The organism is Nocardia sp. NPDC051990 (genome assembly GCF_040680755.1).
In the GTDB taxonomy this organism is placed as follows: Bacteria; Actinomycetota; Actinomycetes; order Mycobacteriales; family Mycobacteriaceae; genus Nocardia.
Genome location: NZ_JBFAXH010000003.1, coordinates 112,142 through 134,786, shown reverse-complemented (window position 1 = coordinate 134,786; position 22,645 = coordinate 112,142). Strand labels below are relative to the sequence as shown.

The following is a 22,645-nucleotide window of genomic DNA, read 5'->3' as shown; positions in this document are numbered from 1 at the left end:
GCACGAAACTGAACAAGGGCACGGCCTCCGCTGAGGCCGTGCCCTTGCGCGTTTCAATTGCGTTGGGGAAGTTCAGAATTCGAGTTCGGACCAGGGGATGTGGATAGGGAATGGGAACTTCGAGGTGATTGCGTCGGAGTCCTTCGGCGTCCACGAGCCGGTCAGTAGGTAGTTGGCGGGGTGGAGCGGGTGTACACCGGCGGGGAGCTGGCCGTGCGTAGTCTCCAGCGCATAGGCGTGCACCACCGCGATTGCGCTCTTCTCACGTTCCAGAGTGACTTCCCAGTACCACGGGATACCGGCTCGCGCGTAACGCGCTTTCTTGGCTTCCATGTCGGTCTGCGTATTCGACGGCGAGAGGACTTCTCCGACTAAGAGCACGTCCTCAGCGCGGACATCCTGGTAGGGCTTCGGCAGGCAGCGGTGAACCAGAAAGTCTGGTGTCACGAAGTCGGATTTGCCTGTGCGACGAAGGAACACGTTGGTCTCGGTGTGAACCCGCCAGCACCGTTCCGGCCCGCCCGCCATATCCGCGCGAGCGCAACGACGAAGCCCGCTCCACAGGAGATTCGTGAACTCCTGATGTTCCGCAGGCCCGCGACGCAGCCAGACGACGCGCCCATCCCATAGCTCGATCTGCCCGGCGATCTCCTCGGGCAACTGCTCGAGCTCCTCCCAAGTCATGTACTCAGGGAGGTTAGGTTGTTCGACGTGCGGCACCGTCATGACCGAATCCTAATCTCGCCCGACAACCGCTCAGGGGCTGTCGCATACTTCCGCTTTCGGGGTACGGCATTTCGCGCGGTGAGTCGGTCTGCGAGGTGTGCGCGAGCTCGGCCGATCCCTGGCTCGCCCTCGACCATAACCACGAATCCCTGACCGGCAGCCGCGCGCTGTCGGGTGCCACCGGACTCGCTACTCCGGCATCACGACCACGAACGCGGTCGCGCGGAATCCGCACGCGGGTGAGTGTAAGGGCCGGACCCCGGATTTTGTCCTGGTAGCGACCTTGCCTACACTAGACCGGTTGCTTGGGCACCTCTGTGTCCGCGTGTCCTTGATGTGATGCCGCATCGACGTGTGGACGGCCCTCGCACCGAGAGCTCATACGAGAACTCAATCCGGTCGGCAAGCGTCGGCCGGACCGCCGAATTGCTGTAGGCCCACGGCTGGCGTGCCTATTGGGGTGCCGGTGTTGCATGGGAACCGCAGCGAGAAAGGTGTCAAGGTCGAACCATGACCATGACTGATCCGATCGCAGACTTCCTGACGCGTCTGCGCAACGCCAACTCGGCGTACCACGATCAGGTGAAGGCTCCGCACTCGAAGCTCAAGGCGAATATCGCCGAGATCCTCAAGCGCGAGGGTTACATCGCCGACTACCGGACCGAGGACGCGACCGTGGGCAAGACCCTCATCGTCGACCTCAAGTACGGCCCCAGCCGTGAGCGCAGCCTGCAGGGCCTGCGTCGCGTGTCGAAGCCGGGTCTGCGTGTGTACGCGAAGTCCACCAACCTGCCCAAGGTCCTGGGCGGCCTCGGCGTGGCGATCATCTCCACGTCGACCGGTCTGCTCACCGATCGTCAGGCGGCCAAGCAGGGCGTGGGCGGCGAAGTCCTCGCCTACGTCTGGTAAGGGAGGTAGGACACATGTCGCGTATTGGTAAGAAGCCCGTCGCCATTCCTGCCGGTGTCGAGGTCAGCATCGACGGCCAGAACGTGTCGGTGAAGGGTCCCAAGGGCACCCTGACCCACGTCGTCGCCGAGCCGATCACCGTCACCAAGGGTGAGGACGGCCAGCTCGAGGTTGCCCGCCCGGACGACCAGCGCCAGAACCGCTCGCTGCACGGCCTGACCCGCACCCTGGTCGCCAACATGATCGAGGGTGTCACCAAGGGCTACGAGAAGAAGATGGAAATCTTCGGCGTCGGTTACCGTGTCGCGGCCAAGGGCTCGAACCTGGAGTTCGCCCTCGGCTACTCGCACCCGGTGCCGATCGAGGCCCCGGAGGGCATCACCTTCGCGGTGGAATCGCCCACCAAGTTCTCCGTGTCCGGAATCGACAAGCAGAAGGTCGGCCAGATCTCCGCTGTCATCCACGGACTGCGTAAGCCCGATCCTTACAAGGGCAAGGGCATCCGCTACGCCGGCGAGGTCGTTCGCCGCAAGGTCGGAAAGACGGGTAAGTGATCATGGCGCAAACCGAAAATCAGAAGGCCAAGCGCATTCCGCGTGGCAAGGACGTGTCGACGACGCGTCGTCTGTCGAAGACCCGCCGTCACTTCCGTCTGCGCAAGAAGGTCGTCGGCACCACCGAGCGTCCGCGTCTGGTGGTCAACCGCTCCTCGCGTCATCTGCACGCACAGCTCATCGACGACTCGCTCGGCAAGACCATTGCCGCCGCGTCCTCGATCGAGGCCGATGTGCGCGCGCTGGACGGCGACAAGTCGGCCAAGGGCAAGAAGGTCGGTCAGCTGATCGCCGAGCGTGCCAAGGCCGCTGGCATCGAGGCTGTCGTGTTCGACCGTGGTGGCCACGACTACCACGGCCGCATCGCGGCGCTGGCCGATGCCGCTCGCGAAGGTGGGTTGAAGTTCTGATGACTGCAAACATTTACGGAAGGAACGTCTGATGCCGGGACGTCAGAGGCGTGACGGCGGCAACGGACCCGCCGGACAGCAGAATGGTGCCGCCGGTGGCGGCGACAGCCGCGACGGCCGCGGCGGTGGCCGGGATCGGCGCGGCGGTGGTGACCGTCGTGACCAGCAGGCCGACAAGAACCAGCTCGAGCGCGTCGTCGCGATCAACCGTGTCTCCAAGGTCGTGAAGGGTGGTCGTCGCTTCAGCTTCACCGCCCTGGTGATCGTCGGTGACGGCAACGGTCTGGTCGGCGTCGGCTATGGCAAGGCCAAGGAAGTTCCCGCGGCCATCCAGAAGGGCGTCGAGGAGGCTCGCAAGGGCTTCTTCCGCGTTCCGATGATTGGCTCGACCATCACTCACCCGGTGCAGGGTGAGGCGGCGGCCGGTGTGGTCATGCTGCGTCCGGCCTCGCCCGGTACCGGTGTGATCGCCGGTGGTGCGGCGCGTGCGGTGCTGGAATGCGCTGGTATCCATGACATTCTGGCGAAGTCGCTCGGTAGCGACAACGCCATCAACGTCGTGCACGCGACCGTTGCGGCGCTCAAGATGCTGCAGCGTCCGGAAGAGGTCGCGGCGCGCCGTGGCCTGCCGCTCGAGGATGTCGCTCCGGCGGGCATGCTGCGTGCGCGCGCTCAAGCAGCAGGAGGTCGGTAATGGCAGATCTCAAGGTAACCCAGATCAAGTCGTCGATTGGCGCCAAATCGAACCAGCGGGAGAGCCTTCGCACGCTCGGCCTGCGCAAGATCCGCCAGACCGTGGTTCGGGAGGACACCCCGCAGAACCGTGGGCTGATCAACGTCGTGCGCCACCTCGTAACCGTTGAGGAGGTCTGACATGACCATCAAGTTGCATCACCTGCGTCCGGCTCCCGGCGCCAAGACCGACAAGACCCGCGTGGGTCGCGGTGAGGGCTCCAAGGGCAAGACCGCGGGCCGCGGTACCAAGGGCACCAAGGCTCGCAAGAACGTCCCGGCTGCCTTCGAGGGTGGGCAGATGCCGATTCACATGCGGCTGCCCAAGCTCAAGGGCTTCACGAACCCGTTCCGGGTGGAATACCAGGTCGTGAACGTCGGCTCGATCGCCAAGCTGTTCCCCGAGGGCGGCGCGGTCGGCAAGGCCGAGCTGGTGGCCGCCGGCGCGGTTCGCAAGAACCAGCTGGTGAAGGTGCTCGGCGATGGCGAGATCGGCGTCGCGGTCCAGGTGACCGTCGACAAGGTGACCGGCGCCGCCAAGGAGAAGATCACCGCGGCCGGTGGCACTGTCACCGAGCTGGGCTGACGGTACTCTGCAGATAAGTGGCACCGGACGAGTGAAGACCGCGTCCGGTGCCACTGTTAGAGTTCAATTTGCCAAGCCTCGTCATGGGTTTTCTATATCCGTGGCATGACCATATGTCGTTCGCCAGGAGGATCTGTGCTTTCCGCCTTCGTATCGGCCTTCCGGACTCCGGACTTACGGCGGAAGATTCTCTTCACGCTGGGGTTGATCGCGCTGTACCGCTTGGGTGCGTCGCTGCCATCCCCCGGTGTCGATTACAAGAGCGTGCAGGAATGCATCAACCTGGTTTCCGGCGGTGATTCCGCCGGTATCTATCAGCTGATCAACCTGTTCTCCGGTGGTGCGCTGCTGCAGTTGTCGGTCTTCGCGATCGGCATCATGCCCTACATCACCGCGAGCATCATTATCCAGCTGCTCACCGTCGTCATCCCGCGCTTCGAAGAACTGCGCAAAGAAGGCCAATCCGGCCAGAACAAGATGACGCAGTACACCAGGTACCTCTCGATCGCACTGGCGATCCTGCAGTCCACCGGTTTGGTCGCGCTCGCGGCCCGCGGTCAGCTGCTGCAGGGCTGCCAGAAGGACATCCTGGCCGACACCAGCATCTTCGGCATGGTCATCATCGTGCTGGTGATGACCGCCGGTGCGGCCCTGGTCATGTGGTTCGGCGAGCAGATCACCGAGCGCGGTATCGGCAACGGCATGTCGCTGCTGATCTTCGCCGGTATCGCGGCCCGAATCCCGTCCGAGGGCAAGGCCATCCTGGACAACCGCGGCGGCCTGGTCTTCGGCTTGGTCTGTGTCGCCGCGCTGGCCATCATCACCGCGGTCATCTTCGTCGAGCAGGGCCAGCGTCGGATTCCGGTGCAGTACGCCAAGCGCGTGGTCGGCCGCAAGATGTACGGCGGATCCTCGACCTACCTGCCGCTGAAGGTCAACCAGGCCGGTGTCATCCCGGTGATCTTCGCATCGTCGCTGCTGTATCTGCCGAATCTGGTTGCGCAGCTGACGTCCTCGCGGAACAACCCCAACCCCAGTTGGTGGCAGGAGATCATCCAGAAATATCTGGTGAACCCGGGCAACCCGGTATACATCGCGATCTACTTCAGTCTGATCGTGTTCTTCACCTACTTCTATGTCGCGATCACCTTCAACCCGGAGGAACGCGCTGACGAGATGAAGAAGTTCGGTGGTTTCATTCCCGGATATCGCCCCGGCAAGCCAACCGCCGACTACCTCAACTTCGTATTGAGCCGCATTACCCTCCCCGGCTCGATCTACCTCGGTCTCGTGGCCGTCCTCCCGAATCTGTTCCTCGATATCGGCGCCTCCGGTGGCAACCAGAACCTTCCGTTCGGTGGCACCGCGGTGCTGATCATGGTGAGCGTCGGCTTGGACACCGTGAAGCAGATCGAAAGCCAGCTGATGAATCGAAATTACGAAGGGTTCCTCAAGTGAGACTTGTACTGCTCGGACCGCCGGGTGCCGGCAAGGGCACCCAGGCCGATCTCCTGTCGGACAAGCTGGGCGTCCCGCACATCTCCACCGGGGACCTGTTCCGCACCAATATCTCCGCCCAGACGCCGCTGGGTCGAGAGGCGCAGAAGTACATCGACGCGGGCGATCTGGTGCCGAGCGATGTGACGAACCGCATGGTCGAGGCTCGGGTCGCCGAGCCGGATGCCGCGAACGGCTTCGTGCTGGATGGCTACCCGCGCACGGTCGATCAGGCCGATGCGCTGGAGAAGATCCTCGCGGATATGGATAAGAAGCTCGACGCGGTGCTCTGCTTCGTCGTGCCCGAGGAGACCGTAGTCGGCCGGATGATGGCGCGCGGTCGCGCCGACGACAACGAGGACGTGATCCGCAACCGGCTCCGGGTGTACCGCGAGGAGACCGCGCCGCTGCTCGAGCATTACGACGGTCTGGTCGTCTCGGTCGACGGTGTCGGTGAGATCGACGAGGTCAACGCACGCGCGCTGCGCGCACTGGGACACTGAGGCCGGATGGTCTTCAACCGCAAGAAGAAAGTCGTGCCGTTCCGGACGGCAGGTGAGCTGGATGCGATGGCGGCGGCCGGCGCGATTGTCGGTCGCGCGCTCGTCGCGGTGCGCGCGGCGGCCAAGCCCGGTGTTTCCACCCTCGAGTTGGACGAGATCGCCGAGCAGGTGATCCGCGATGCGGGCGCCGTGCCATCGTTCAAGGGGTATCACGGCTTTCCCGGTTCGATTTGCTCGTCGGTGAACGACCGTGTGGTGCACGGGATTCCGACATCGTCGGAGCTCTTGGCCGAAGGTGATCTGGTCTCGATCGACTGTGGCGCGATTCTCGAAGGCTGGCACGGTGACTCGGCCTGGACCTTCGGTGTCGGCCCGATCATCGAGGCCGATCAGCTGCTCAGCGATGCCACCAAGATGTCGATGGAGGCGGGTATCGCGGCCATGCTGCCCGGTAGCCGACTGACCGATATCTCGCACGCCATCGAGATGGGTACGCGCGCGGCCGAAAAGGAACACGGCCGGTCCTATGGCATCGTCGACGGTTACGGCGGGCACGCCATCGGCCGCGAGATGCATATGGATCCGTTTCTGGCCAACGAGGGTGCGCCGGGCAAGGGACCGAAACTCGTGGTCGGATCGGTGCTCGCGATCGAGCCGATGTTGACGTTGGGAACTACGCAGACGAAGGTGCTCGACGATGACTGGACCGTGGTGACGCTGGACGGTAGTCGGGCCGCGCACTGGGAACATTCGGTTGCGGTTACCGAGGACGGGCCGCGGATTCTTACGGTACGGCCGGAGTAGATCGGTACCGACCAATGCTGGGTACCTGGCCTCGGTTGGCGCCGCACGTTTCTCGGGCGCCGTTACGCTTCCGGCGCCGCAACTTTGAGCGGTATCGGACGGCACCATACGTATGTCGGCGCCATACGTTTGTCGGCACCGAATAGTCGCCAGCGCGAACGCATTTCGCATTCGTCAGGTCCCGAGTCCGGGTGGATGACACCTTGGTACGAGTCGTGGATCGGCGTCCCTATCCGACTCCGAGCTCGGTGGCGTCGCGCAGAGAAGCCGAACCTACGGCGTCGGCGCGATCCTGCTCGATCTCGACGACGCGACTCGACTCATCGGCACACTCCGCGAACCTCTACGCCGACAGCTCATCGGGTGGAACTGTCGGCACCGGGATCTCTGGTGGCCGTTCTCGACTTGCACAGGGAGTCGGGCTAGTCCGTCAGCTCGTGCTCGACTTGCGGAAGAACAGGACATTATCGCCGTAGTCCGCGAGCGGAATGGCCTGTGCCGCTTGCCGAATGCCGCTCGACGGCAGCTGGGTGAGTTTGGCGAACATATCGGTATTGCCGAAGGCGGCACGGACCTGGGTTTCGGACGCGTAGTCCGCGCCGTAGTCGGCCAGCGCCGCGAAGTCCAATGGCGCCAATGGCGTATCGAGCGGGGCTTGTCCGCTCGGGCGGCCCAATGCGGCGTATTGGGTCGCCACGCCGTTCTCGTAACGGCACAGCTCGTAGGACATCTTTTCGTTCGCGGTAACGCTGATCACCTGCCAGCGCGCGGAAAGATGCTGTGCCAGTGGGTGTTTGCCGATCGCTGCGATCTCCCATTTCAGGCTCATGACAACAACGGAGCCGCCGTACGGCTGTTCGATCAGCACCACGTCGTCGCCGAGAGATTCGGCCGGATTCAATTCGGGATCGAAGGTATGCCAGTGGGTTTCGTGTGCGCCGCGGACCGCTGAGCGACCGACCTGGCTTGCGTTGTCGGCGTCGTAGGCCGCGATGATCGCGGCGCGGACCTGGGCGACGGCGTCGGGTGCGCTGCAGCGCACACTCAATGCACCGAAGGTCGCACCGATCTCCACCGGCCGGGACGGGGGATCGGGTAGGGCACCCGCGGCCAGCGGCTTCAAGCCGACCAGTGCCAGCTTCCAGTTGATCTCCTCGATCGTGGCGAGATCGCCGGAGGTTTGGTACAGAATCTGCTGCTGCGTCAGATGGCCCGCGCGCTGCAAGGTCCGGGTTTCGAGTTTGGTGAGCGCGGTGAAGGTCTTATTCGTGAGATCGATGTCCTCGATGCGGGTTTCGCGCAGTCGTGCCGTCATCTCCGGCGAGGTCAGCGCGGCATACCGCTCGCGATACATCGCCACGGCCTGTTTGCGCTGGCGGCCGACCATCAGCGTGCGCAACAGCATATTCAGGCTGGCGAGATACTTTCCGGCCTGATCCGGATTCGCTGCGAACAGCGCGCTCCGGATGCGCACGGCATCCTCGCTGGCGGCGACGGCGGCCTTGGGGTCGAGGCGGCACAACCAGACGCCACATTTCGACAGCCCGTCCGCGCATACCGCGGCCACCTGTGGATGGCTCCGCGACACCTGGCGATAGGTATGACAGGCATTGCGGATAGTGCTCGCCGCGAGCTCCCGGTGGCCGATGTGCCGGGTCGCCTGCTCGAAGACGCGTAGCGCATCCTGGACTTCGCCCGCGAACTCGGCCGAGACGCGACCGGCGGCGAGCCAGTGCAGCCGGATGCCGACGGACTCCTGCGATGGCGCGAGCGCCTCGGCCGTCCGGTCCCGGCCGGGGCCGGATTTGGTGGCGACCAGGCCCTTGGCGAGGTTGCACAGCGACGTGGCCAAACGCAATTCGTTCTCGACCGTCCGGTCGATGGCTGCCCGGCGATCCTCGGCTACCCGACGCTCGAGTGCACTCAGATCCATGGCGACCTCAACTCCCGCTTCACCTTCCGCGCGTGCGGTCGTCGAGCGGCCGCATTCTGCACCAGGCGAGTTTGCCATAGAAACGACCGCAATGAGCAGGCAGGCCACCGACGACCGCGCCCGCCGCGATCGGCCGGTTGACAGCTGTCCCGACCGAACTCCCGGACGCCGTCGCCGTTCCGCGCGGATCGCCGAGGTAGCTGGGTAGACCGGCGGTGCGCGAAGTTTGTCAGGGTGGTTGCGCTCGGTCGCGTTCAGCCCTCGAGCAGCAGTGTCACCGGACCGTCGTTGACCAGTTCGACATGCATATGCGCGCCGAACCGTCCGGTGGCGACGGTTGCGCCGAGCTCGCGCAGTGCCTGCGCGAAGGTCTCGACCAGTGGTTCGGCGGCCGAGCCGTGCGCGGCGGCGGACCAGGACGGCCGCCGCCCCTTCGCGGTATCGGCGTAGAGGGTGAACTGGCTGACTACGAGAATGGGTGCATGCAGATCCGCTGCGGCGCGTTCCCCCTCGAGGATGCGCAACCGCCACACCTTGTCCGCCAGGGCCTTCGCGGTGGATTCGGTGTCGGCATGCGTCACGCCGACCAGGGTGACCAGGCCCTGCGGATTCGGTTCGATCCGGCCCACGGTCTGTCCGTCGACGGTCACCTTCGCGGCGGATACGCGCTGCACCAGTACTCGCATGCTTCGATCCTCGCACCCGGGGATTTGCGGGCCCTCGGTGCACGGCCGGACTGACTCAGGTCTCGTTCGGGTCGTCGGTTGTTTCGGCTTCGGTGATCGGGAGGGCCTCTTCGGTGTGTGCTGAGGCCAGGTCGCGTAGGATTGCCGGATCGATCGCGAGGTCTGTGCGGTCCGTCGACGGGATCGGCGTATCAGGAACTGCCAGAAAGGAATCGAATAGGGCGAGTAAGTCGGAAGCGAGATCGGAATCGGTGGACGACAGTTCGTCCTGCAGGATTTCCAGTCCGAACGCGGCCTCGATGCCGGGCGAGGTGGGATCGACCCGCCGCCATTGCACCGCGACCGTCCACGAGGGGTCGCCGCAGGCCCACGCCCAGATGACATCGCGAACGACCTTGTGCCGCCGGGTGTATACGCGGAAATGTTCCGACGCGGATCCGGCCCGATGCTCGATTTCGTAGACCTGCTCGTGGCGGCGCGTTCGGATGTAGGTGTCATCCGCGCGTGCGACGACCAGGAACGGGTCATCCGGGTCGGCGGCGGCGACCACGAAGTCCTCGAGCAGTGCGCGGGTGAGGTAGGGCAGTGACCGGCCGTCACCAACGGTCACGCGGACCTCGACGTGCCCGTGGGGGTCGTAGAGGTGGCCCGTCTCCACGTCGAGCACGGCGAGGTCGCGGTTCTTGGTGAGTTTCAGTACGGCGAGCAGATGCCGGCCCCGGTTCGGGCCCCAGGTTTGCAGTACGGCGCCGCGCGAATCCGCCACGGCCGCAACGAATCCGACAACGCTACCGTTGCGATTGATTTCCGCGATAAGGTCGTCGACGGCGGGTGCGGCCGCACTGTTGTCCGGGGTGGTGCACATCAGTCGGTACTGCTCCAGCGCGTCGAGCGCGTTGTCGACCGCACCGGCGGGCAGCACCGCGAACTCGCAGGTCACCGCCAAGCTGGTCAGTAGCGCCTCGAGTTCCGGGGTCGGGCGCACCTCGACATTGTGATCGGGATCGCTTTCGGTAATGGCGCCCAGGCCGATCTCCCCGTCCCGCCACCAGTAGACGGCCGGGCTGATGGGCCGCGGTTCACTGCGATAGGTGTTGGCGGCCACCTTGCCCAGCAGAATCATCGCCGTCAGCGCATTCGGCCCGATAATCGGGTGCGCGTAGACATTGCCCTCGTGGGAGACGACGAAAAGCGCTCCGTGCGTACCGATTACCGGATAGTCGCCGAGCCACTTCGAGTGGGCACTCGCCGAGTCCGAGCCGCTCAGAATGGCGAAGTGCGCATCGTTGTAGTTCCGCCATTCGAGTTCGAGGCGGCCGGCGGAGCGGGTGTTCGCCTCGGCCACCTCGAAGAGCTCGGTGGTGTCGATCTGCCACCGATCGATCTGGTCGATAGTGACGGCCTCGGCGGTGAGAAGTTGCTCGATCACCACCACCTGAATGATTCCCGGTGCGATATAGCGCCCGACGGTCTCGATACCCGCGATGATGTCCGACGATGCAAACCGTGCCCTGAGAAGTCCACGCACCGTGGCGAATTCATCGGCATCGAGCGGATCGCGGTAATCGAGTTCCACTTGCGCCAAGAGCGTTTCGATATGATCCGCTATAAGCGCGGGCCACTGATCGAACGGCTGCTCGCCCAGCCTGCGGCGCAGATTGGACAGCCACAGAAAATGCGGTCCGTCCCCGCGCGGCCCCATCAACCGCAGCTCATCGGGTTCAGTTGCCCGGCATGAATACCCCATACGCTCCGCCGCCGCGGTTACCAGTGAAATCAGCGGGTCCGAAGGTTGATCGGCCACGATGTCTCCCCCCTGAAATCGGCATCGGACCAACACTAGATGAACCGAGTCGCGCGCATGTTGCCGTTGGTGGGAGTGATCGGCTGATGCGCGAGCGCAGGTGCCACCGTTGGGCACGCTCACGCCAGGTCAGCAGGATTCGTCCGCATCCCTGTCGATGAATTGGCGCGATGGGTGAACGGTGTTGATCTCGCACTCCTGTAGCACCTCGTCTGGTATCGCGCCGCCGAAGTGCTCGAGGTTGGTGTGATAGTGGCGTCCACATCCGCGCTTCGAACTACCTTCGGCAAGCCGCCCAACGGATTGTCGGGCATTTGCGCTGAAGGTCAAGGTCTTGGCGAGGTCGAGCTTCTACCGATTCCCATGACATCGATGAAGGAGTGTCGAAGCGGCTAGAACGCAAGCAGTTGCTGTACCCCTGGGATCAGCATTTTCGAATTGTCGTCGCGGAGCAGGCATTACACACCGGCACAGGGGCCGGTGACGTCATGGTCGGCCGATTGGATCGGCTGCTCGCGGCGATGGGGTTACCTCGACTGTCGTCCGGCGATGTCCCCATGAATGCGTATTGCCCTGCACCATCGATGAACTTCGTACTATACGACGATCGCATGGTCTTGGTGGAAGGCATCACGGCCGAGCTGGCAATTGCGCGCAACCGCGTGAAATAGCCATCTATGCCGTGCATTCGAGACCTTCGCGGGTCTGGCAGTCATTGCGGCGGCGGGGCCGTTGATTGGAACCGCGCTGGCCGAGCATCGAGGATCGACCTGCGATTGTAACGACAGGGCGTTGCGGTACTGTTCCCGTAGGTGGGAACTTCGGGGAATTGCCCACCGGCTCGCCGAGATAGTGTCGGCCCGCGGTGCGGTATGCTCGCGTCGAGCAACCAAAAGTCAAGGCACAGTATCAATTCTCCTAGAGGATTCGGAGATATGACTAAGGGTTACGATGAGAGGCCGGTTACGCTGGCCCCTATTTTCCTAGCCAGTTTCGTACTATGGGTCGGTCGGAGCGTTCGGGATGCGATGAGTCCGTCGAGGGGCGGGCGGCAAGGGCTGGTCGTGCCCGAGCGGGATTTCCAACTCGAGGCCGTCTTCGATGCGCAGACTCCGGTCGTATTCCGTGGTGTCGCAACAACTTGGCCGGTATTCGATGATTTTCAGCCGGAAGCGCTGCGCGAGAAATACGGCAGCCAGAAGGTAGCCGCGCTGACCAGTGCGACCAATGTGTTCACACAGGAGACATCGCCGGTCGAGGTGCTCGAATATCGCGATGTCATGGCGGCTGTTTTCGACGAGCCGAAGCCGGGCAAGAACTACTACTCGCGTGCCGCCGCCGACCCGCAGCCACTCGCCGATCAGCTGCCGTCGCGCGTCGGCAGCCGGCGGCAGAGTTCGGCGGCGAGCAGTGTGTGGATCGGCCAGCAGGGCAATCTGACACCGCTGCACAATGATCCGTGGCACGGCCTGCTGATTCAGCTACACGGCCGCAAGCGGGTCCGGCTGTTCCCGCCGAATGAGTACCACAATGTGTACGGCCGGATACCGATGAATGTGTCGGACCCCTACACCGGGCTCCCCGACGAGTTCGACCCGGATGTGCGCAGCTTCGAGAAGCTCGAGGAGGCGTCCTGCTATGACGTGGTCCTCGAGACCGGTGACATCCTCTATATCCCGATGTTCTGGTGGCACCAAGTCGAATCCGTAGATCCGGCGATCTCGTATGTCGCGCGCTACAACCCGAGCTACTTCGAGTTCATGAAGGCGGCCTTCTTCCCGATGGCGGTGCGTGGTGTGCTGCGCATTGTCGATGGCATCGTGGGCAGGTTCCGCAAGCGGAAGTGATCGGTCGTGTGGTGCGACGTGTTCGGTGGGCGTTGTAACTGGCCCGGCACTTGCCGTTCACGGCACGGACCGCTTCCGTGCCGGTACCAGCGATACCCACTCCGACTCCAACCGCGCCACCTCCGAAAACCGCACGGGCGCAGCCCAATCCACACCCCGCCGCCCCATCGCCGAACCCGTAGCAAGCACACAGACAGAACCAGCCCCCACCCGCGACCAATCCGACAGCAACGCCACCGTCCGCCCCAACAGCGACCCCATCGCCCAGCCGGACCGTGCCGACGCCGCGCGACAAGCGCGTGACAGCGACGGTGCCGTGCGCCCCGAGGGTGATGTCCCCGAGACCGACCGCGCCGTGCGTTCCGAGGCCCTCGACGAGGCGATGGCGATCGCAATGCAACGCGATGCCTTGTTGCGGGCGGGGGCGATTCCGGTGACCGATCGAGTCGGTGTGGTGCCGGGTGAGCCTGCGCGCGTATTCGTGGTCGGCTGGGGCGAGGCCACCTCCAACCGCCGCGCCCAAATCTTCACCCGCTGACCCAGGCATGCCGATCGAGCGCGAGTGCTTGCTCAGACTCGCTCAAATCGTTCCTTGTGAATGTTCTTGCGGGACACGGAGTTCGGACCAATACGCGTGGCGTATCGCATCCCACAACCGGTCGAGTTTCGGGAACCGCTCGCGCATCTGAACCAGGTCCGGGGCAGTGGCCGAGTCAGTGGTAGACATCACCGTAGTTGATTCAAATATGTTGCTCACCAGCATTATTCGAATGCGTTGGTCATCGAGCCGCCAGATCGCCTGCCAGCCGTCCATCTCGGTCTGATGTTCGCTCATCCCGGACTCCCGGATCGCCTACACGTCATCGCTGTCAACACCTGTACTTGGGACCGGTAGCCCCAACTCGGCAAGTTTGTCCAGCACCTCACGTAAAGTTTGCGCCGTCGGCCCGCCCTCCGCGCATACCTCGCGCTCCAGTACTGGGAACTCGAGCCCCCGCGCCGCGGCCCGCTCACGCGGTGTCAACGATTGCGGTGCCAGCCGACCCGCACCGATCAATGTGTAATACGCCGCCGCCTTCCACACGCACAGCCCGATCCGACAGGCGCGGTGCACGCGCATCTGCTCATGCGCCAACTCGACATCGGCATCCGCGCAAACCCTCGGTGGCGTAACGATCGTGCCCTCGCGCATCACGCCGCTCCTGCTTGTGCGGAGGCCGGGCGCGCAACCCTTGCCCATGTCGTTGCGGGACAAACGGTTTCGAGATCGAAGTGCTCACACACCCGCGCTGGCTGATCATCGACCTGAGCGAGGTCGTAGACAACAATCGCAGCCACATCGAGCCCGGCCGCGATACCAAGGGCATAACCGATCGGATCGTGAGCATCCTGTGGGGGCCGCACCGTGTACGCATACTGGTAGCCCAGCAACCGCGCTTGCCGCTGCACAGCTTCCGCATGCCGAGGCGCGTCCAATCCCGACACCTCGCCCCGCACGAAACCGATCGCCTTCGGCTTACCGCTGTCATTTGGAGACGTTTCTCCTTCCATCGCTTGGATTTTCGTCACTGCGGGCAACTGTGCGGAATGTGCGACGGGGCTGTTAACTCGACACACCCGTAGTTCGGTAACAGCTGCGGTGCGGGGCAGTGTGATCGTTGAAGCGTTCAGAGTCATCGGCTCGGTCCTGTTCGTCGTACCTCGATGAGGATTGGTTTCGTCATTCCTGGTATGCATCAACCCTGGACCTGGGACGATGCGGAGCGCAGAGCAGAAAGACGCAGGTTTGAGCGAGTTTTAGCGAGGGGGCGGCGGTGACCACGCGGTGGACCGGTGAAACTGTTCGAGCGCTACGGAGGGCGTTGCGCATGAGCCAGCGTGATTTCGCCCGGCTGATCGACGCTGGGCAGCGGACGGTCTCCGGTTGGGAGCGCGGGGAATCCAGTGTCAATGCCGCAGCGCAGCTTGCGCTCGACGCGCTTCGGGCAACACTGGACCCTGTGGCGCGGGCGCGCTTCGAAGTGCTGGCGGAGGAGACCGATGTGGACCGCAGACAATTCCTCATGACAACGGCAGTGCTGGCCGCGACCGCCGGAACAGCCCGGCCGACGGTAACCCCGGCAGCTATTGATCACCTTCGGACAACCGTTCATGCGGGAATGCTGTTGGACGATTCGCTCGGATCCGACGCCGCGAAGCCCCTGGTAGATGCGATGGCACGCACCTGCCTGACTCTGCTGCCCGACTGCCCCGAATTGCTGAAACCACAACTGTCGCAATTGACCGCCGAAGCTGTGGCCTCCTCGGCCTGGGCCGCATGGGATCAGCGGGAGGTGAAGTTGGCCGACGCATTGTTCGCGCAGGCGTTTCAGCACGCCGAGGATGCGGGCGATACAGACGTCCAAGCCGGAATCTTGGTGCATCGCACCGATCTCGCCGTGTGGACCCGCCGCTACGCCGACGCGGCCGACTACGCCGACGCAGCATTGGACATCAAGGTCCGTGATCGCAGAATGGCGGACTACCGGGCGCTGCGATCCGCACAGGCATTCGCGCACGCCAATCGGCGTCAAGACGCCCGACGGCAGTTGGAAGCGGTTTCTGGAGAACACATTACGGAGACAACGCCGGACGATTCGTACGCGTATTGGATGGCGGGCTGGGTAACCAGCGACGTCACCGGCTCTGTTCTGGAAGCGACGGGTGATCGGCGCAGTGCCGTGGAATCGGTCGAGGAATCGCTACAGTTCATCCCCGAACACGCAACACGCCACCGAGCGTTGACGCTGCTGCGCCTCTGCCGAATCGCCGCGCCCCTCGATCTCGACCGATCCGTGGCCGCCGCGAAACAAGCGGTAGCATTTTCGCGCACGAACACCTCACCGAGAGTATGCGAGAAGTACACCGAAACGCGGCGCCTGTTAGAGCCCTGGAATGACACCTGCGCCGTCCGCGAACTGGACGCCTTCACCGCAGGTGCCGTGGAGTTCGAGCAGCGCTTCCAGCAGCGGCACGGTTCGGTGCAGACCTAGGATCCGTCGCTGCGCCACTGATAGCCGAAGCCGCGGACGGTGGTGATCAAACCGGGCCGGTCGAGTTTCGCGCGCAATCCGGTCATATGCACATCGAGCGCCCGCGATACCGAGGCCGACGAGTCGCCCCAGATGCGGTCCATCAGCTCTTGCCGGCTGACGACGGTATCGGGTCGCTCCGCCAGGATGCGAACGAGCTGGAATTCCTTGTGCGTGAGCATGATCGGCACTCCGGCAACCTCGACCTGGCGAGCGATCAGATCCACCCGAACATCGTGGGAAACAACCACTTCCACGGGCGCGGTATGGATAACGACGCGACGGTTGACTGTCTCCAGCCGGGCTATCAGCTCCCCGATGCGCGGCGGTTTCACCAGATAGTCATCCGCGCCGGCGCGCAGCGCGAGTACTACGGTGCGCTCACCGGCCCGTGCGGTGAGAATCAGCACCGGTATCAAGCTGACCTCACGCAGTCGCCGCAACACCTCCAACCCGTCCATATCCGGTAGTCCGAGATCGAGGATCACCGCGTCGTAGTCGCGGTGCGTGCGTAGTAGGTCGGCACCGCGGCGCGTGCGGTCGACGAGATAGCCCCGAGCGGTGAGCGCGGCCTGCAACGCTTCACCGACTCCGTCATCGTCTTCCACCAGCACAAGCCGCACGCGCTGATCCTTGCAAAGCGAAGCTGTGACGCGCAGGCGTTTGCGAATAGCCAGGCGCCCCTGAACCTTTCGAGCGATCTGCAAGCTGTCGCTAGCGGTCGGCGACTTCGGCGTTGGCGTCGGCCTCCGCCTCGATCGCGGAGTTCTTCGAGGTCTCCCGCATGAAGTAGTAGATCGTCAACGAGATCGCGATACAGATCGCGACATACCAGAAATACAGCGATTCGTGATTCGCCTTCTTCAGCGCCAGCGCGATGGTCTCCGCGGTGCCGCCGAAGATCGCGACGGTCAGCGCGTACGGCAGACCGACACCGAGCGCCCGAATCCGGGTCGGGAAGAGTTCGGCCTTCACGATGGCATTGATCGAGGTGTAGCCGGTGATGATCACCAGAGCCAGCATCATCAGTCCGAATGCGCCGATCGGATTGCGGGTGTGCGCGAGCACCGTCATGATCGGCACGGTCAGCACGGTTCCGGCGATGCCGAAGAAGATGAGCAGTGTGCGTCGGCCGATGCGGTCGGACAGCGCCCCGGCCAGCGGCTGCAGCACCACGAACACCAGCAACGCGATGAAATTGATCCAGGCCGCAGTCGGCTTGGCGATATGTGCGGTATTGATCATGAACTTCTGCATATAGGTCGTGTACGTATAGAACGCGACAGTGCCGCCGAGGGTGAGTCCGCAAACGATCAGACATTCGCGGGGGTATTGCAGCAGAACCCGCAGCGATCCGCGCGCCGGACGATCCGATTCGGCCTGGAATTGTTCGGATTCGTCCATGCTGCGGCGCAACCACATGATCAACAGCGCACCGCCCGCGCCGATGAGAAACGGAATGCGCCAGCCCCAGTTGTGCATCTGCGCGTCGCTGAGAATGTTCTGTAGGACGATCTGCACACCGAGCGCGACCAACTGGCCGGCCACCAGCGTGACGTACTGGAAACTGGAGTAGAACCCGCGCTTACCCGGCGAGGCGACCTCGGACAAATACGTTGCGCTGGTGGCGTATTCGCCGCCGAGCGAGAGTCCCTGCAGCAGTCGCGCCAGCACCAGCAGGGCGGGTGCGGCGAGGCCGATCGTCTGATATCCGGGCGTCGCGGCGATCATCAGCGAACCCGCGGCCATGACGGTCACCGAGAGGGTCAGCGCGGCGCGGCGTCCGAAGCGGTCGGCATAGCGGCCGAGCATCCAGCCGCCGATCGGGCGCATCAGGAAGCCGACCGCGAATACCGCAGCCGAATTGAGCAGCTGTGCGGTGGAATCGCCCTTGGGGAAGAAGCTCTGCGCGAAGTACACGCTGAATGCCGCGTAGACATACCAGTCGTACCACTCGGCGAGATTGCCGAGCGAGCCACGCAGCACGTTGGCGACGACCCTGCGCTCGCCGGTGAGTTGTGTCGTAGACATTGTGAATCTCCTTCTGGCGCCGCACTTACCGCCGTAAAGGCGACTGTGATGCCAGTCACAAGATATTGCCAGGGGTTCCGCTGATGTTCTAACCGTCCCTTAGGAAAGGTTCGAACCGAATTCAGCGCTGGATAATTCGGCTGTCGCAGTCGTAGATGCCCTGGTCGGAGACAGGTTCGAAGTCTTAACAATCCCTTTAGCTTGTCACCATCGGTAACCGGATGCGCGGGTCGATCCGCATGCCACCATCGGAGTGGACATCGATGGTGACTACGTGCCCAGCACTCGAAATAGCAGCACGCGATCGGTGAGTCGATTGCGTTGGAACAGGAACGAGAGCAATGACTCGAGCACCGCGTGGCAATTCCGTGAGGGGTGATGGTCGGGCGACGGATGGGCGCGACGGGCAGATCGGCGGCACGGCTACCGTCGTCGCCGACCACGGCCGGTACGTCGACACGTTGGTTTCGCGCATCGCCAGGGAGTTGGGCGAACGCGGACCACTCGGTTGGCAGCGTCTGAACGCCGTATTCGCGCTGACCGTGACCGTCGAGTCGGCGTGTGTCGAGTTCACCGGTGCGCATCGGCAGGTACGTCTGGAAGTGCCGGAGTCGGTGGTCGCGCTGGTCCGGCAGTATCGTGCCGCGATTGCCGCGTCCGGCGCCGAGCCGTGGTGGCGACTGTTGTTGCAGGCCAACGCATATGGTGACGTCGAGGTCGACTATGACTACGGCGACGAGCCGTTCCCCGCCGATCAACTCTTCCGTCCGGAGGCGTATCGCGCCGATGTGGCGGCGTATCCGCGGCCGCGACTGCCGGTGTGGTTGGGGGCCTATATGGGGCATCGTGACCGACAGTGTCGCCGCCCGCGCCGTGCGGTGGCCGCCGCCCTCGTCGATCGGGCGCACGGGGTGAGCGCGCGGCCGGTGGATCCAGAACTGCCGTCGTTCCCGCGGTTGTGGGCCCGCTGGGCGGTGATTTCCGCGGCGCACGTTGCCATTTCGTCCGACCGTGGGCCACGCGTCGTGGCGTCGAACGGCTGGTTCGAGAGCGGCGGGAACGGCAGTAGCGGCTCCACGCTGTACGTCGTGCCGGGCGGGCGAGCCGTGCTTTCGGGCGGAGTTTGGGATGCACCGGCTTTGAACGCGGCCTATAACGGCGGCGTCGATCTGCCGAACCTCTATGCGGGAGCACCGGATTGGGTGAGCAATGCGGTGCTGAGTCCGCGCGCGGCTGTCGGCTTGCTCTCGTTCTGCTTCTGGTGGGATGGCAGGCAGTGGTACTGCGGGGAGTCGCCTTCGGTGCAGCAGTGCGGTGTGGCGATACCGGAAATCTGGGGGCCGCATACTGTGGTCGAGACGGTGGCCCGGCTACTGTCGGCGGATCCGGGTGTCCGAACACGAACTATGGTGGCGCACTTGCTGACTGCCGCCGAGCGCGGTGTGGTCACCCGAGAGCTGTTGGCGGACACCTTCGGTCGCGATGTCGATCTCGAAGCCGCGATGCGTCAGTTGTCTGCAACTGGATTGTCTGCGCCGCAACCACATCGAGTTCATGCCGGGAGCCGGTGGTCCGATCCGGCATCCGAGAGCATGTCGGGATTTCACCTTTTGGAAGGCGAACGTCCATGCGGTGATCGAATTGCGTTATAGCTCGTTCGAGGTCATGCCGAGTGTCGGCGAAGTGAACTCTTTATGTTTGCGCTGTGTAAGGGTTTCGGCATGCCGGGTCTCTCGATCACATCCTGTGCCAGGATGAGGGCAGTGTGTCGGCTCGAACCGGTACCGCAATCCTGCCATGGGTCGGCGGTGTCGGATGGATGAGGAGATAGCTGCGACGTGACCAGACCAGACGACGAGGCTCACGGCAACCAGGTCCCCGACGAACCGGCTCCGGATCGCCAGCAGCCGAATCTCGCCGACGAGCAGAGTGCCGACCACGAATTCCTGCGCGAGTTCCGAGAGGCTTTCGAGGAAGCCAATGAAGAACCCGATATCGGCTTTACGCTCAGCGAATCCACCGCCGCCCGGACCGCTGCTGGTCGGGAACCCGATCAAACTTCTGGTGCAGCACCCGCCGACCCGGTCGAGCAGGCCAAGCAACTCGGCCACCGCATCGCCCGCGAGCTCGCTACCGCCGGTCCGCAGGGCTGGCGGCAGCTCGATGCCGTCTTCGCCTTGACCTCGGTCGCGGAGTTGGCGCAGATCGTCTTCAGCGACGGTGACCGTTCGGTGCGCATCCAGCCGCCGGCGCCGGTGCTGGATCTGGTCCGCGAACACCGCGGGGTGTCGGCCGGTTCGGCCGCTGGCCCGTGGTGGCGACTGCTGTTGCAGTTGTCCAGCGAGGGCCACCTGGAAATCGACTACGACTACGGTGACGAACCATTCCCCGACGATCAACTGTTCCCTGCCGAGGTCTACCTGGCCGATCTCGAGGCATACCCCCGCGACCGGCTGCCGGTGTGGCTGGCCGCCTACGTCGGTCACGGCAACCGCCAGTCCCGCACTCCGGCGCTGGCGGCAGCGCAGGCGCGCGCGGACCGGGAGTCCGGTGTGCGGCCGGTCGTCTCGGAGCGTGATTTCCCGGCACTGCCGACGATGTGGGCTCGTTGGGCGGTGATGGCGGCGGCGTTCGTTGCCGTCGGATCGGAATGGGGTCCGCGGATCCTGCCCGCGCTCGGCTGGTTCGAGGGCGCGAAACGCGGTGGCTCCACCCTCTACATGTTGCCCGGCGGCCGGGCGGTGCTGTCCGGCGGCGTGTGGAACGCACCCGCCTTGGACGCCGCCTACAACGATGACGCGCCGATGCCCGATTTGTACGCGGGCGCCCCGGCCTGGGTAGCCAACCCGGTACTCAATCCTCGTGCTGCCAGCGGTCTGCTGTCGTTCTGCTATTGGTGGGAGGGTGGACGCTGGCATCGCGGCGAGTCGCCCTCGGCCGATCAACTCAGTGCGGCGATCGCCGGGATCTGGACGGCGGAGACGGTGACCGATGTGATCGCGGCCATGCTAGCCGAGCGGCCCACCGACGGGCAGCGGGCAGCGGTGACGACGCTGGTGTCGGCGGCCGAGGCCGGCGTGGTCACCCGGGACACGCTCGTCAGCGTATTCGGCGACGACGGCGATTTCGATATCGACAGTGCTCTCTACCAGCTCGTCATGGCCGGGGCCGCAACCACACTGCCGGATCCGATGCCGGAACCCGAAGCCGTCGATCGGGTCCGCGACTACGTTCTCGAGCGCGGACTGGATACCACCGGATACCCCCTCGACCAGTTGCGCGCCGACCGCATCAGCTGCGGTTGGATGGTGTATGTGCCGACCGCACCAGGGGAGATCTCGATCGGACGGGCGATTTTCTACATCGCCGATGACGGTGTCCTGGAACAGTCTTCGTCCTCCATCGCTCCGTCGCGCTATATCGAAGAGTTCGAGAAGCGTTTCCAGGAGCGCAACGGCATGGTCGACGCGTAGCGGAAAGCTCTTCCTAACAGATTCTTTAGCTTCTCATCGCCCGACACCGTTCCGGTACCACCTCCGTAGTGCCAGAATGATCGAAAAGCCCTGGCACACTACAGAGTTCGACTGCATTTCACTTTCTCGTCGGTGTAGCTCGCATGCGAGTGCATCGGCGGGTGTGTCGAGAGAGGTGTGAGATGACAACCGAGAAATACTCCGAGAAGCTCAAGGCCTCGGGTATCGACAGCGAGAAGGTGCGCGATCGGCTGAACAACACTGCCGACCGGATCCAGGCGCAACTGGACTCGTTGCTGGCCATCGTCGGCAGTGATCACTTCGGCAGCCAGTTCGTCGACGGCTCGAATGGGTTGAAAGAGCGGCTCGAGGGTTCGGTCAAGGGCACCCGCAGTCAGGCCGAATCCTGGAACAACCTGGCGGACGGCCAATTCAAGTCGGCTGACGTAGCCAAGAAGAACGAAGACATGGCAGCTGAGGCTATTCGGCAGGCCCAAGTCGGGCGGCGACGGTGATCGGCGGACCGCCTTTCGGGGTGCGGTCATAGCGGCGGAGCGGGTGAGATGGTCGGACGTGCTGAGGGCGAGATCAGCGGGCTGCTCGATGATTTCCGCAAGCGCATACAGGATATCGCCGCAGCGCAGCGGCAGCGGGTCAAGCTGACCGCCACCGCGACGACCCGCGACAAACTGGTTTCGGTGACGGTGAACGCCAATGGAGTGGTCATCGAAACCCGATTCGCCGATCGCATCGACGAACTCAGCTATGCCGATATCGCCAAGGCGGTCACCAAGATGGCGCAGCAGGCGGCCGACGAAGTGTTCCGCAAGAGTAAGGAACTCGCCGCGCCGCTGCTCGAGGAGCGCGCGCGGTTGCCGAAACTTTCCGATGTCATCGAAGGGATGCCCGATGTCGAGCACGAAATTCCGTTGGAGCCGCCGGTTTCGGTCGCGCCGCCGGGATCGCCCGAACGTGACGAGGACGAGGCGATGACATTCGACAACGTGGAGAGCCTCGACCACGCCAGCGCCGATCCGGGAAAGGGCGTCACCGGTCAAGCCTGGTGACGCGACCGTTCG

General features: G+C 64.0%; 25 protein-coding genes and 1 pseudogene. 17 read left to right on the top strand and 9 right to left on the bottom strand.

The annotated features are described in order from the left end of the window. Nucleotides 1-72 precede the first annotated feature (72 nt). The gene (locus AB0L63_RS07240; protein ID WP_364495980.1) at nucleotides 73-726 is read right to left on the bottom strand and encodes a Uma2 family endonuclease; all 654 of its coding nucleotides are present in this window, start codon (nucleotides 724-726) and stop codon (nucleotides 73-75) included. Nucleotides 727-1,236: 510 nt separating this feature from the next. Between AB0L63_RS07240 and rpsH the strand changes: the two genes are divergently transcribed. From rpsH to map, 9 genes are all read left to right on the top strand, one after another. After that, entirely contained in the window at nucleotides 1,237-1,635 is a 399-nt protein-coding gene (gene rpsH, locus AB0L63_RS07235; protein ID WP_364495977.1) for a 30S ribosomal protein S8, read from the top strand. Between the two features lie 14 nt (nucleotides 1,636-1,649). Continuing rightward, nucleotides 1,650-2,189: a 50S ribosomal protein L6 gene (gene rplF / locus AB0L63_RS07230; RefSeq protein WP_364495974.1), complete on the top strand. Its 540-nt coding sequence runs from the start codon at nucleotides 1,650-1,652 to the stop codon at nucleotides 2,187-2,189. Nucleotides 2,190-2,191: 2 nt separating this feature from the next. Next, entirely contained in the window at nucleotides 2,192-2,599 is a 408-nt protein-coding gene (rplR, locus tag AB0L63_RS07225; protein WP_062983146.1) for a 50S ribosomal protein L18, read from the top strand. A gap of 31 nt (nucleotides 2,600-2,630) precedes the next feature. Beyond that, nucleotides 2,631-3,293, top strand: coding sequence for a 30S ribosomal protein S5 (gene rpsE, locus AB0L63_RS07220; RefSeq protein WP_063046902.1), 663 nt, complete (start codon nucleotides 2,631-2,633; stop codon nucleotides 3,291-3,293). Then, complete coding sequence (gene rpmD / locus AB0L63_RS07215) at nucleotides 3,293-3,472, top strand: 50S ribosomal protein L30 (RefSeq protein ID WP_364495971.1); 180 nt, start codon at nucleotides 3,293-3,295, stop codon at nucleotides 3,470-3,472. The genes rpsE and rpmD overlap by 1 nt, the downstream gene beginning before the upstream one ends. A 1-nt stretch (nucleotide 3,473) precedes the next feature. Continuing rightward, nucleotides 3,474-3,917 carry a 50S ribosomal protein L15 gene (gene rplO / locus AB0L63_RS07210; protein WP_364495969.1) on the top strand — a complete coding sequence of 148 codons (444 nt, stop codon included), beginning with the start codon at nucleotides 3,474-3,476 and terminating at the stop codon, nucleotides 3,915-3,917. A 135-nt stretch (nucleotides 3,918-4,052) separates the two neighbouring features. Beyond that, nucleotides 4,053-5,375 carry a preprotein translocase subunit SecY gene (gene secY, locus AB0L63_RS07205; RefSeq protein WP_364495966.1) on the top strand — a complete coding sequence of 441 codons (1,323 nt, stop codon included), beginning with the start codon at nucleotides 4,053-4,055 and terminating at the stop codon, nucleotides 5,373-5,375. Continuing rightward, the gene (locus AB0L63_RS07200; protein WP_364495963.1) at nucleotides 5,372-5,917 is read left to right on the top strand and encodes an adenylate kinase; all 546 of its coding nucleotides are present in this window, start codon (nucleotides 5,372-5,374) and stop codon (nucleotides 5,915-5,917) included. Before secY ends, AB0L63_RS07200 begins: the two co-directional genes overlap by 4 nt. A gap of 6 nt (nucleotides 5,918-5,923) precedes the next feature. After that, the gene (gene map / locus AB0L63_RS07195) at nucleotides 5,924-6,721 is read left to right on the top strand and encodes a type I methionyl aminopeptidase (RefSeq protein WP_364495961.1); all 798 of its coding nucleotides are present in this window, start codon (nucleotides 5,924-5,926) and stop codon (nucleotides 6,719-6,721) included. A gap of 430 nt (nucleotides 6,722-7,151) precedes the next feature. On the opposite strand, the gene AB0L63_RS07190 is transcribed toward map, so the two are convergent. The 3 genes from AB0L63_RS07190 to AB0L63_RS07180 all read right to left on the bottom strand — a co-directional run bounded on the left by AB0L63_RS07190 (nucleotide 7,152) and on the right by AB0L63_RS07180 (nucleotide 11,042). Continuing rightward, a complete protein-coding gene (locus AB0L63_RS07190) occupies nucleotides 7,152-8,654 on the bottom strand; it encodes a hypothetical protein (RefSeq protein WP_364495958.1) in 1,503 nt (500 codons plus the stop codon). Nucleotides 8,655-8,908: 254 nt separating this feature from the next. Then, nucleotides 8,909-9,340: a D-aminoacyl-tRNA deacylase gene (dtd, locus tag AB0L63_RS07185; RefSeq protein WP_364495955.1), complete on the bottom strand. Its 432-nt coding sequence runs from the start codon at nucleotides 9,338-9,340 to the stop codon at nucleotides 8,909-8,911. A gap of 55 nt (nucleotides 9,341-9,395) precedes the next feature. Further along, nucleotides 9,396-11,042, bottom strand: coding sequence for a hypothetical protein (locus tag AB0L63_RS07180; RefSeq protein WP_364495952.1), 1,647 nt, complete (start codon nucleotides 11,040-11,042; stop codon nucleotides 9,396-9,398). 461 nt (nucleotides 11,043-11,503) lie between these two features. Here AB0L63_RS07180 and AB0L63_RS07175 point away from each other — a divergent pair. The 3 genes and pseudogenes from AB0L63_RS07175 to AB0L63_RS07165 all read left to right on the top strand — a co-directional run. Further along, nucleotides 11,504-11,815 (top strand): annotated as a pseudogene (locus AB0L63_RS07175) (Scr1 family TA system antitoxin-like transcriptional regulator); the annotation flags it as partial. Nucleotides 11,816-12,208: 393 nt separating this feature from the next. Next, the gene (locus tag AB0L63_RS07170; protein WP_364495949.1) at nucleotides 12,209-12,991 is read left to right on the top strand and encodes a cupin-like domain-containing protein; all 783 of its coding nucleotides are present in this window, start codon (nucleotides 12,209-12,211) and stop codon (nucleotides 12,989-12,991) included. A gap of 25 nt (nucleotides 12,992-13,016) precedes the next feature. Next, the gene (locus AB0L63_RS07165; protein WP_364495946.1) at nucleotides 13,017-13,529 is read left to right on the top strand and encodes a hypothetical protein; all 513 of its coding nucleotides are present in this window, start codon (nucleotides 13,017-13,019) and stop codon (nucleotides 13,527-13,529) included. Nucleotides 13,530-13,571: 42 nt separating this feature from the next. Here AB0L63_RS07165 and AB0L63_RS07160 read toward each other — a convergent pair whose 3' ends face one another. Genes AB0L63_RS07160 through AB0L63_RS07150 form a run of 3 tightly spaced genes read right to left on the bottom strand, consistent with a single transcriptional unit; the run spans nucleotide 13,572 to nucleotide 14,569 of the window. Continuing rightward, the gene (locus AB0L63_RS07160; RefSeq protein ID WP_364495943.1) at nucleotides 13,572-13,826 is read right to left on the bottom strand and encodes a hypothetical protein; all 255 of its coding nucleotides are present in this window, start codon (nucleotides 13,824-13,826) and stop codon (nucleotides 13,572-13,574) included. Nucleotides 13,827-13,844: 18 nt separating this feature from the next. After that, nucleotides 13,845-14,183 (bottom strand): hypothetical protein, encoded by a 339-nt coding sequence (locus tag AB0L63_RS07155; protein ID WP_364495940.1) that lies wholly within the window; start codon nucleotides 14,181-14,183, stop codon nucleotides 13,845-13,847. Continuing rightward, nucleotides 14,183-14,569 carry a hypothetical protein gene (locus tag AB0L63_RS07150; RefSeq protein WP_364495937.1) on the bottom strand — a complete coding sequence of 129 codons (387 nt, stop codon included), beginning with the start codon at nucleotides 14,567-14,569 and terminating at the stop codon, nucleotides 14,183-14,185. Before AB0L63_RS07150 ends, AB0L63_RS07155 begins: the two co-directional genes overlap by 1 nt. A 236-nt stretch (nucleotides 14,570-14,805) precedes the next feature. Between AB0L63_RS07150 and AB0L63_RS07145 the strand changes: the two genes are divergently transcribed. Further along, on the top strand, nucleotides 14,806-16,023 hold the full coding sequence (locus AB0L63_RS07145; protein WP_364495934.1) for a helix-turn-helix domain-containing protein: 1,218 nt from the start codon (nucleotides 14,806-14,808) through the stop codon (nucleotides 16,021-16,023). Here the strand turns inward: AB0L63_RS07145 and AB0L63_RS07140 are convergent. Together AB0L63_RS07140 and AB0L63_RS07135 are read right to left on the bottom strand one after the other, a co-directional pair. Continuing rightward, on the bottom strand, nucleotides 16,020-16,685 hold the full coding sequence (locus AB0L63_RS07140; protein WP_364495931.1) for a response regulator transcription factor: 666 nt from the start codon (nucleotides 16,683-16,685) through the stop codon (nucleotides 16,020-16,022). The genes AB0L63_RS07145 and AB0L63_RS07140 overlap by 4 nt on opposite strands. A 91-nt stretch (nucleotides 16,686-16,776) precedes the next feature. Continuing rightward, nucleotides 16,777-18,093, bottom strand: a complete 1,317-nt coding sequence (locus AB0L63_RS07135) for an MFS transporter (RefSeq protein WP_364495928.1) — start codon at nucleotides 18,091-18,093, stop codon at nucleotides 16,777-16,779. Nucleotides 18,094-18,434: 341 nt separating this feature from the next. Here AB0L63_RS07135 and AB0L63_RS07130 point away from each other — a divergent pair, with 341 nt between their 5' ends. The 4 genes from AB0L63_RS07130 (at nucleotide 18,435) to AB0L63_RS07115 (ending at nucleotide 22,633) form a co-directional block, all read left to right on the top strand. After that, the gene (locus tag AB0L63_RS07130) at nucleotides 18,435-19,745 is read left to right on the top strand and encodes a hypothetical protein (RefSeq protein ID WP_364495926.1); all 1,311 of its coding nucleotides are present in this window, start codon (nucleotides 18,435-18,437) and stop codon (nucleotides 19,743-19,745) included. Nucleotides 19,746-19,931: 186 nt separating this feature from the next. Then, nucleotides 19,932-21,566, top strand: coding sequence for a hypothetical protein (locus AB0L63_RS07125; RefSeq protein ID WP_364495923.1), 1,635 nt, complete (start codon nucleotides 19,932-19,934; stop codon nucleotides 21,564-21,566). A gap of 182 nt (nucleotides 21,567-21,748) precedes the next feature. Continuing rightward, the gene (locus AB0L63_RS07120) at nucleotides 21,749-22,081 is read left to right on the top strand and encodes a hypothetical protein (RefSeq protein ID WP_364495920.1); all 333 of its coding nucleotides are present in this window, start codon (nucleotides 21,749-21,751) and stop codon (nucleotides 22,079-22,081) included. Nucleotides 22,082-22,129: 48 nt separating this feature from the next. Continuing rightward, on the top strand, nucleotides 22,130-22,633 hold the full coding sequence (locus tag AB0L63_RS07115; protein ID WP_364495917.1) for a YbaB/EbfC family nucleoid-associated protein: 504 nt from the start codon (nucleotides 22,130-22,132) through the stop codon (nucleotides 22,631-22,633). Nucleotides 22,634-22,645 lie beyond the last annotated feature (12 nt).

Coding starts and splice junctions, on each gene's coding strand:
- AB0L63_RS07135 (WP_364495928.1), bottom strand. CDS start 18,093: ATGTCTACGACACAACTCACCGGCGAGCGCAGGGTCGTCGCCAACGTG.
- AB0L63_RS07130 (WP_364495926.1), top strand. CDS start 18,435: ATGACTCGAGCACCGCGTGGCAATTCCGTGAGGGGTGATGGTCGGGCG.
- map (WP_364495961.1), top strand. CDS start 5,924: ATGGTCTTCAACCGCAAGAAGAAAGTCGTGCCGTTCCGGACGGCAGGT.
- AB0L63_RS07160 (WP_364495943.1), bottom strand. CDS start 13,826: ATGAGCGAACATCAGACCGAGATGGACGGCTGGCAGGCGATCTGGCGG.
- rpsH (WP_364495977.1), top strand. CDS start 1,237: ATGACCATGACTGATCCGATCGCAGACTTCCTGACGCGTCTGCGCAAC.
- rplO (WP_364495969.1), top strand. CDS start 3,474: ATGACCATCAAGTTGCATCACCTGCGTCCGGCTCCCGGCGCCAAGACC.
- rplR (WP_062983146.1), top strand. CDS start 2,192: ATGGCGCAAACCGAAAATCAGAAGGCCAAGCGCATTCCGCGTGGCAAG.
- rpsE (WP_063046902.1), top strand. CDS start 2,631: ATGCCGGGACGTCAGAGGCGTGACGGCGGCAACGGACCCGCCGGACAG.
- AB0L63_RS07120 (WP_364495920.1), top strand. CDS start 21,749: ATGACAACCGAGAAATACTCCGAGAAGCTCAAGGCCTCGGGTATCGAC.
- AB0L63_RS07155 (WP_364495940.1), bottom strand. CDS start 14,183: ATGCGCGAGGGCACGATCGTTACGCCACCGAGGGTTTGCGCGGATGCC.
- AB0L63_RS07115 (WP_364495917.1), top strand. CDS start 22,130: ATGGTCGGACGTGCTGAGGGCGAGATCAGCGGGCTGCTCGATGATTTC.
- AB0L63_RS07180 (WP_364495952.1), bottom strand. CDS start 11,042: ATGGGGCCGCGCGGGGACGGACCGCATTTTCTGTGGCTGTCCAATCTG.
- rpmD (WP_364495971.1), top strand. CDS start 3,293: ATGGCAGATCTCAAGGTAACCCAGATCAAGTCGTCGATTGGCGCCAAA.
- AB0L63_RS07240 (WP_364495980.1), bottom strand. CDS start 726: ATGACGGTGCCGCACGTCGAACAACCTAACCTCCCTGAGTACATGACT.
- AB0L63_RS07190 (WP_364495958.1), bottom strand. CDS start 8,654: ATGGATCTGAGTGCACTCGAGCGTCGGGTAGCCGAGGATCGCCGGGCA.
- dtd (WP_364495955.1), bottom strand. CDS start 9,340: ATGCGAGTACTGGTGCAGCGCGTATCCGCCGCGAAGGTGACCGTCGAC.
- rplF (WP_364495974.1), top strand. CDS start 1,650: ATGTCGCGTATTGGTAAGAAGCCCGTCGCCATTCCTGCCGGTGTCGAG.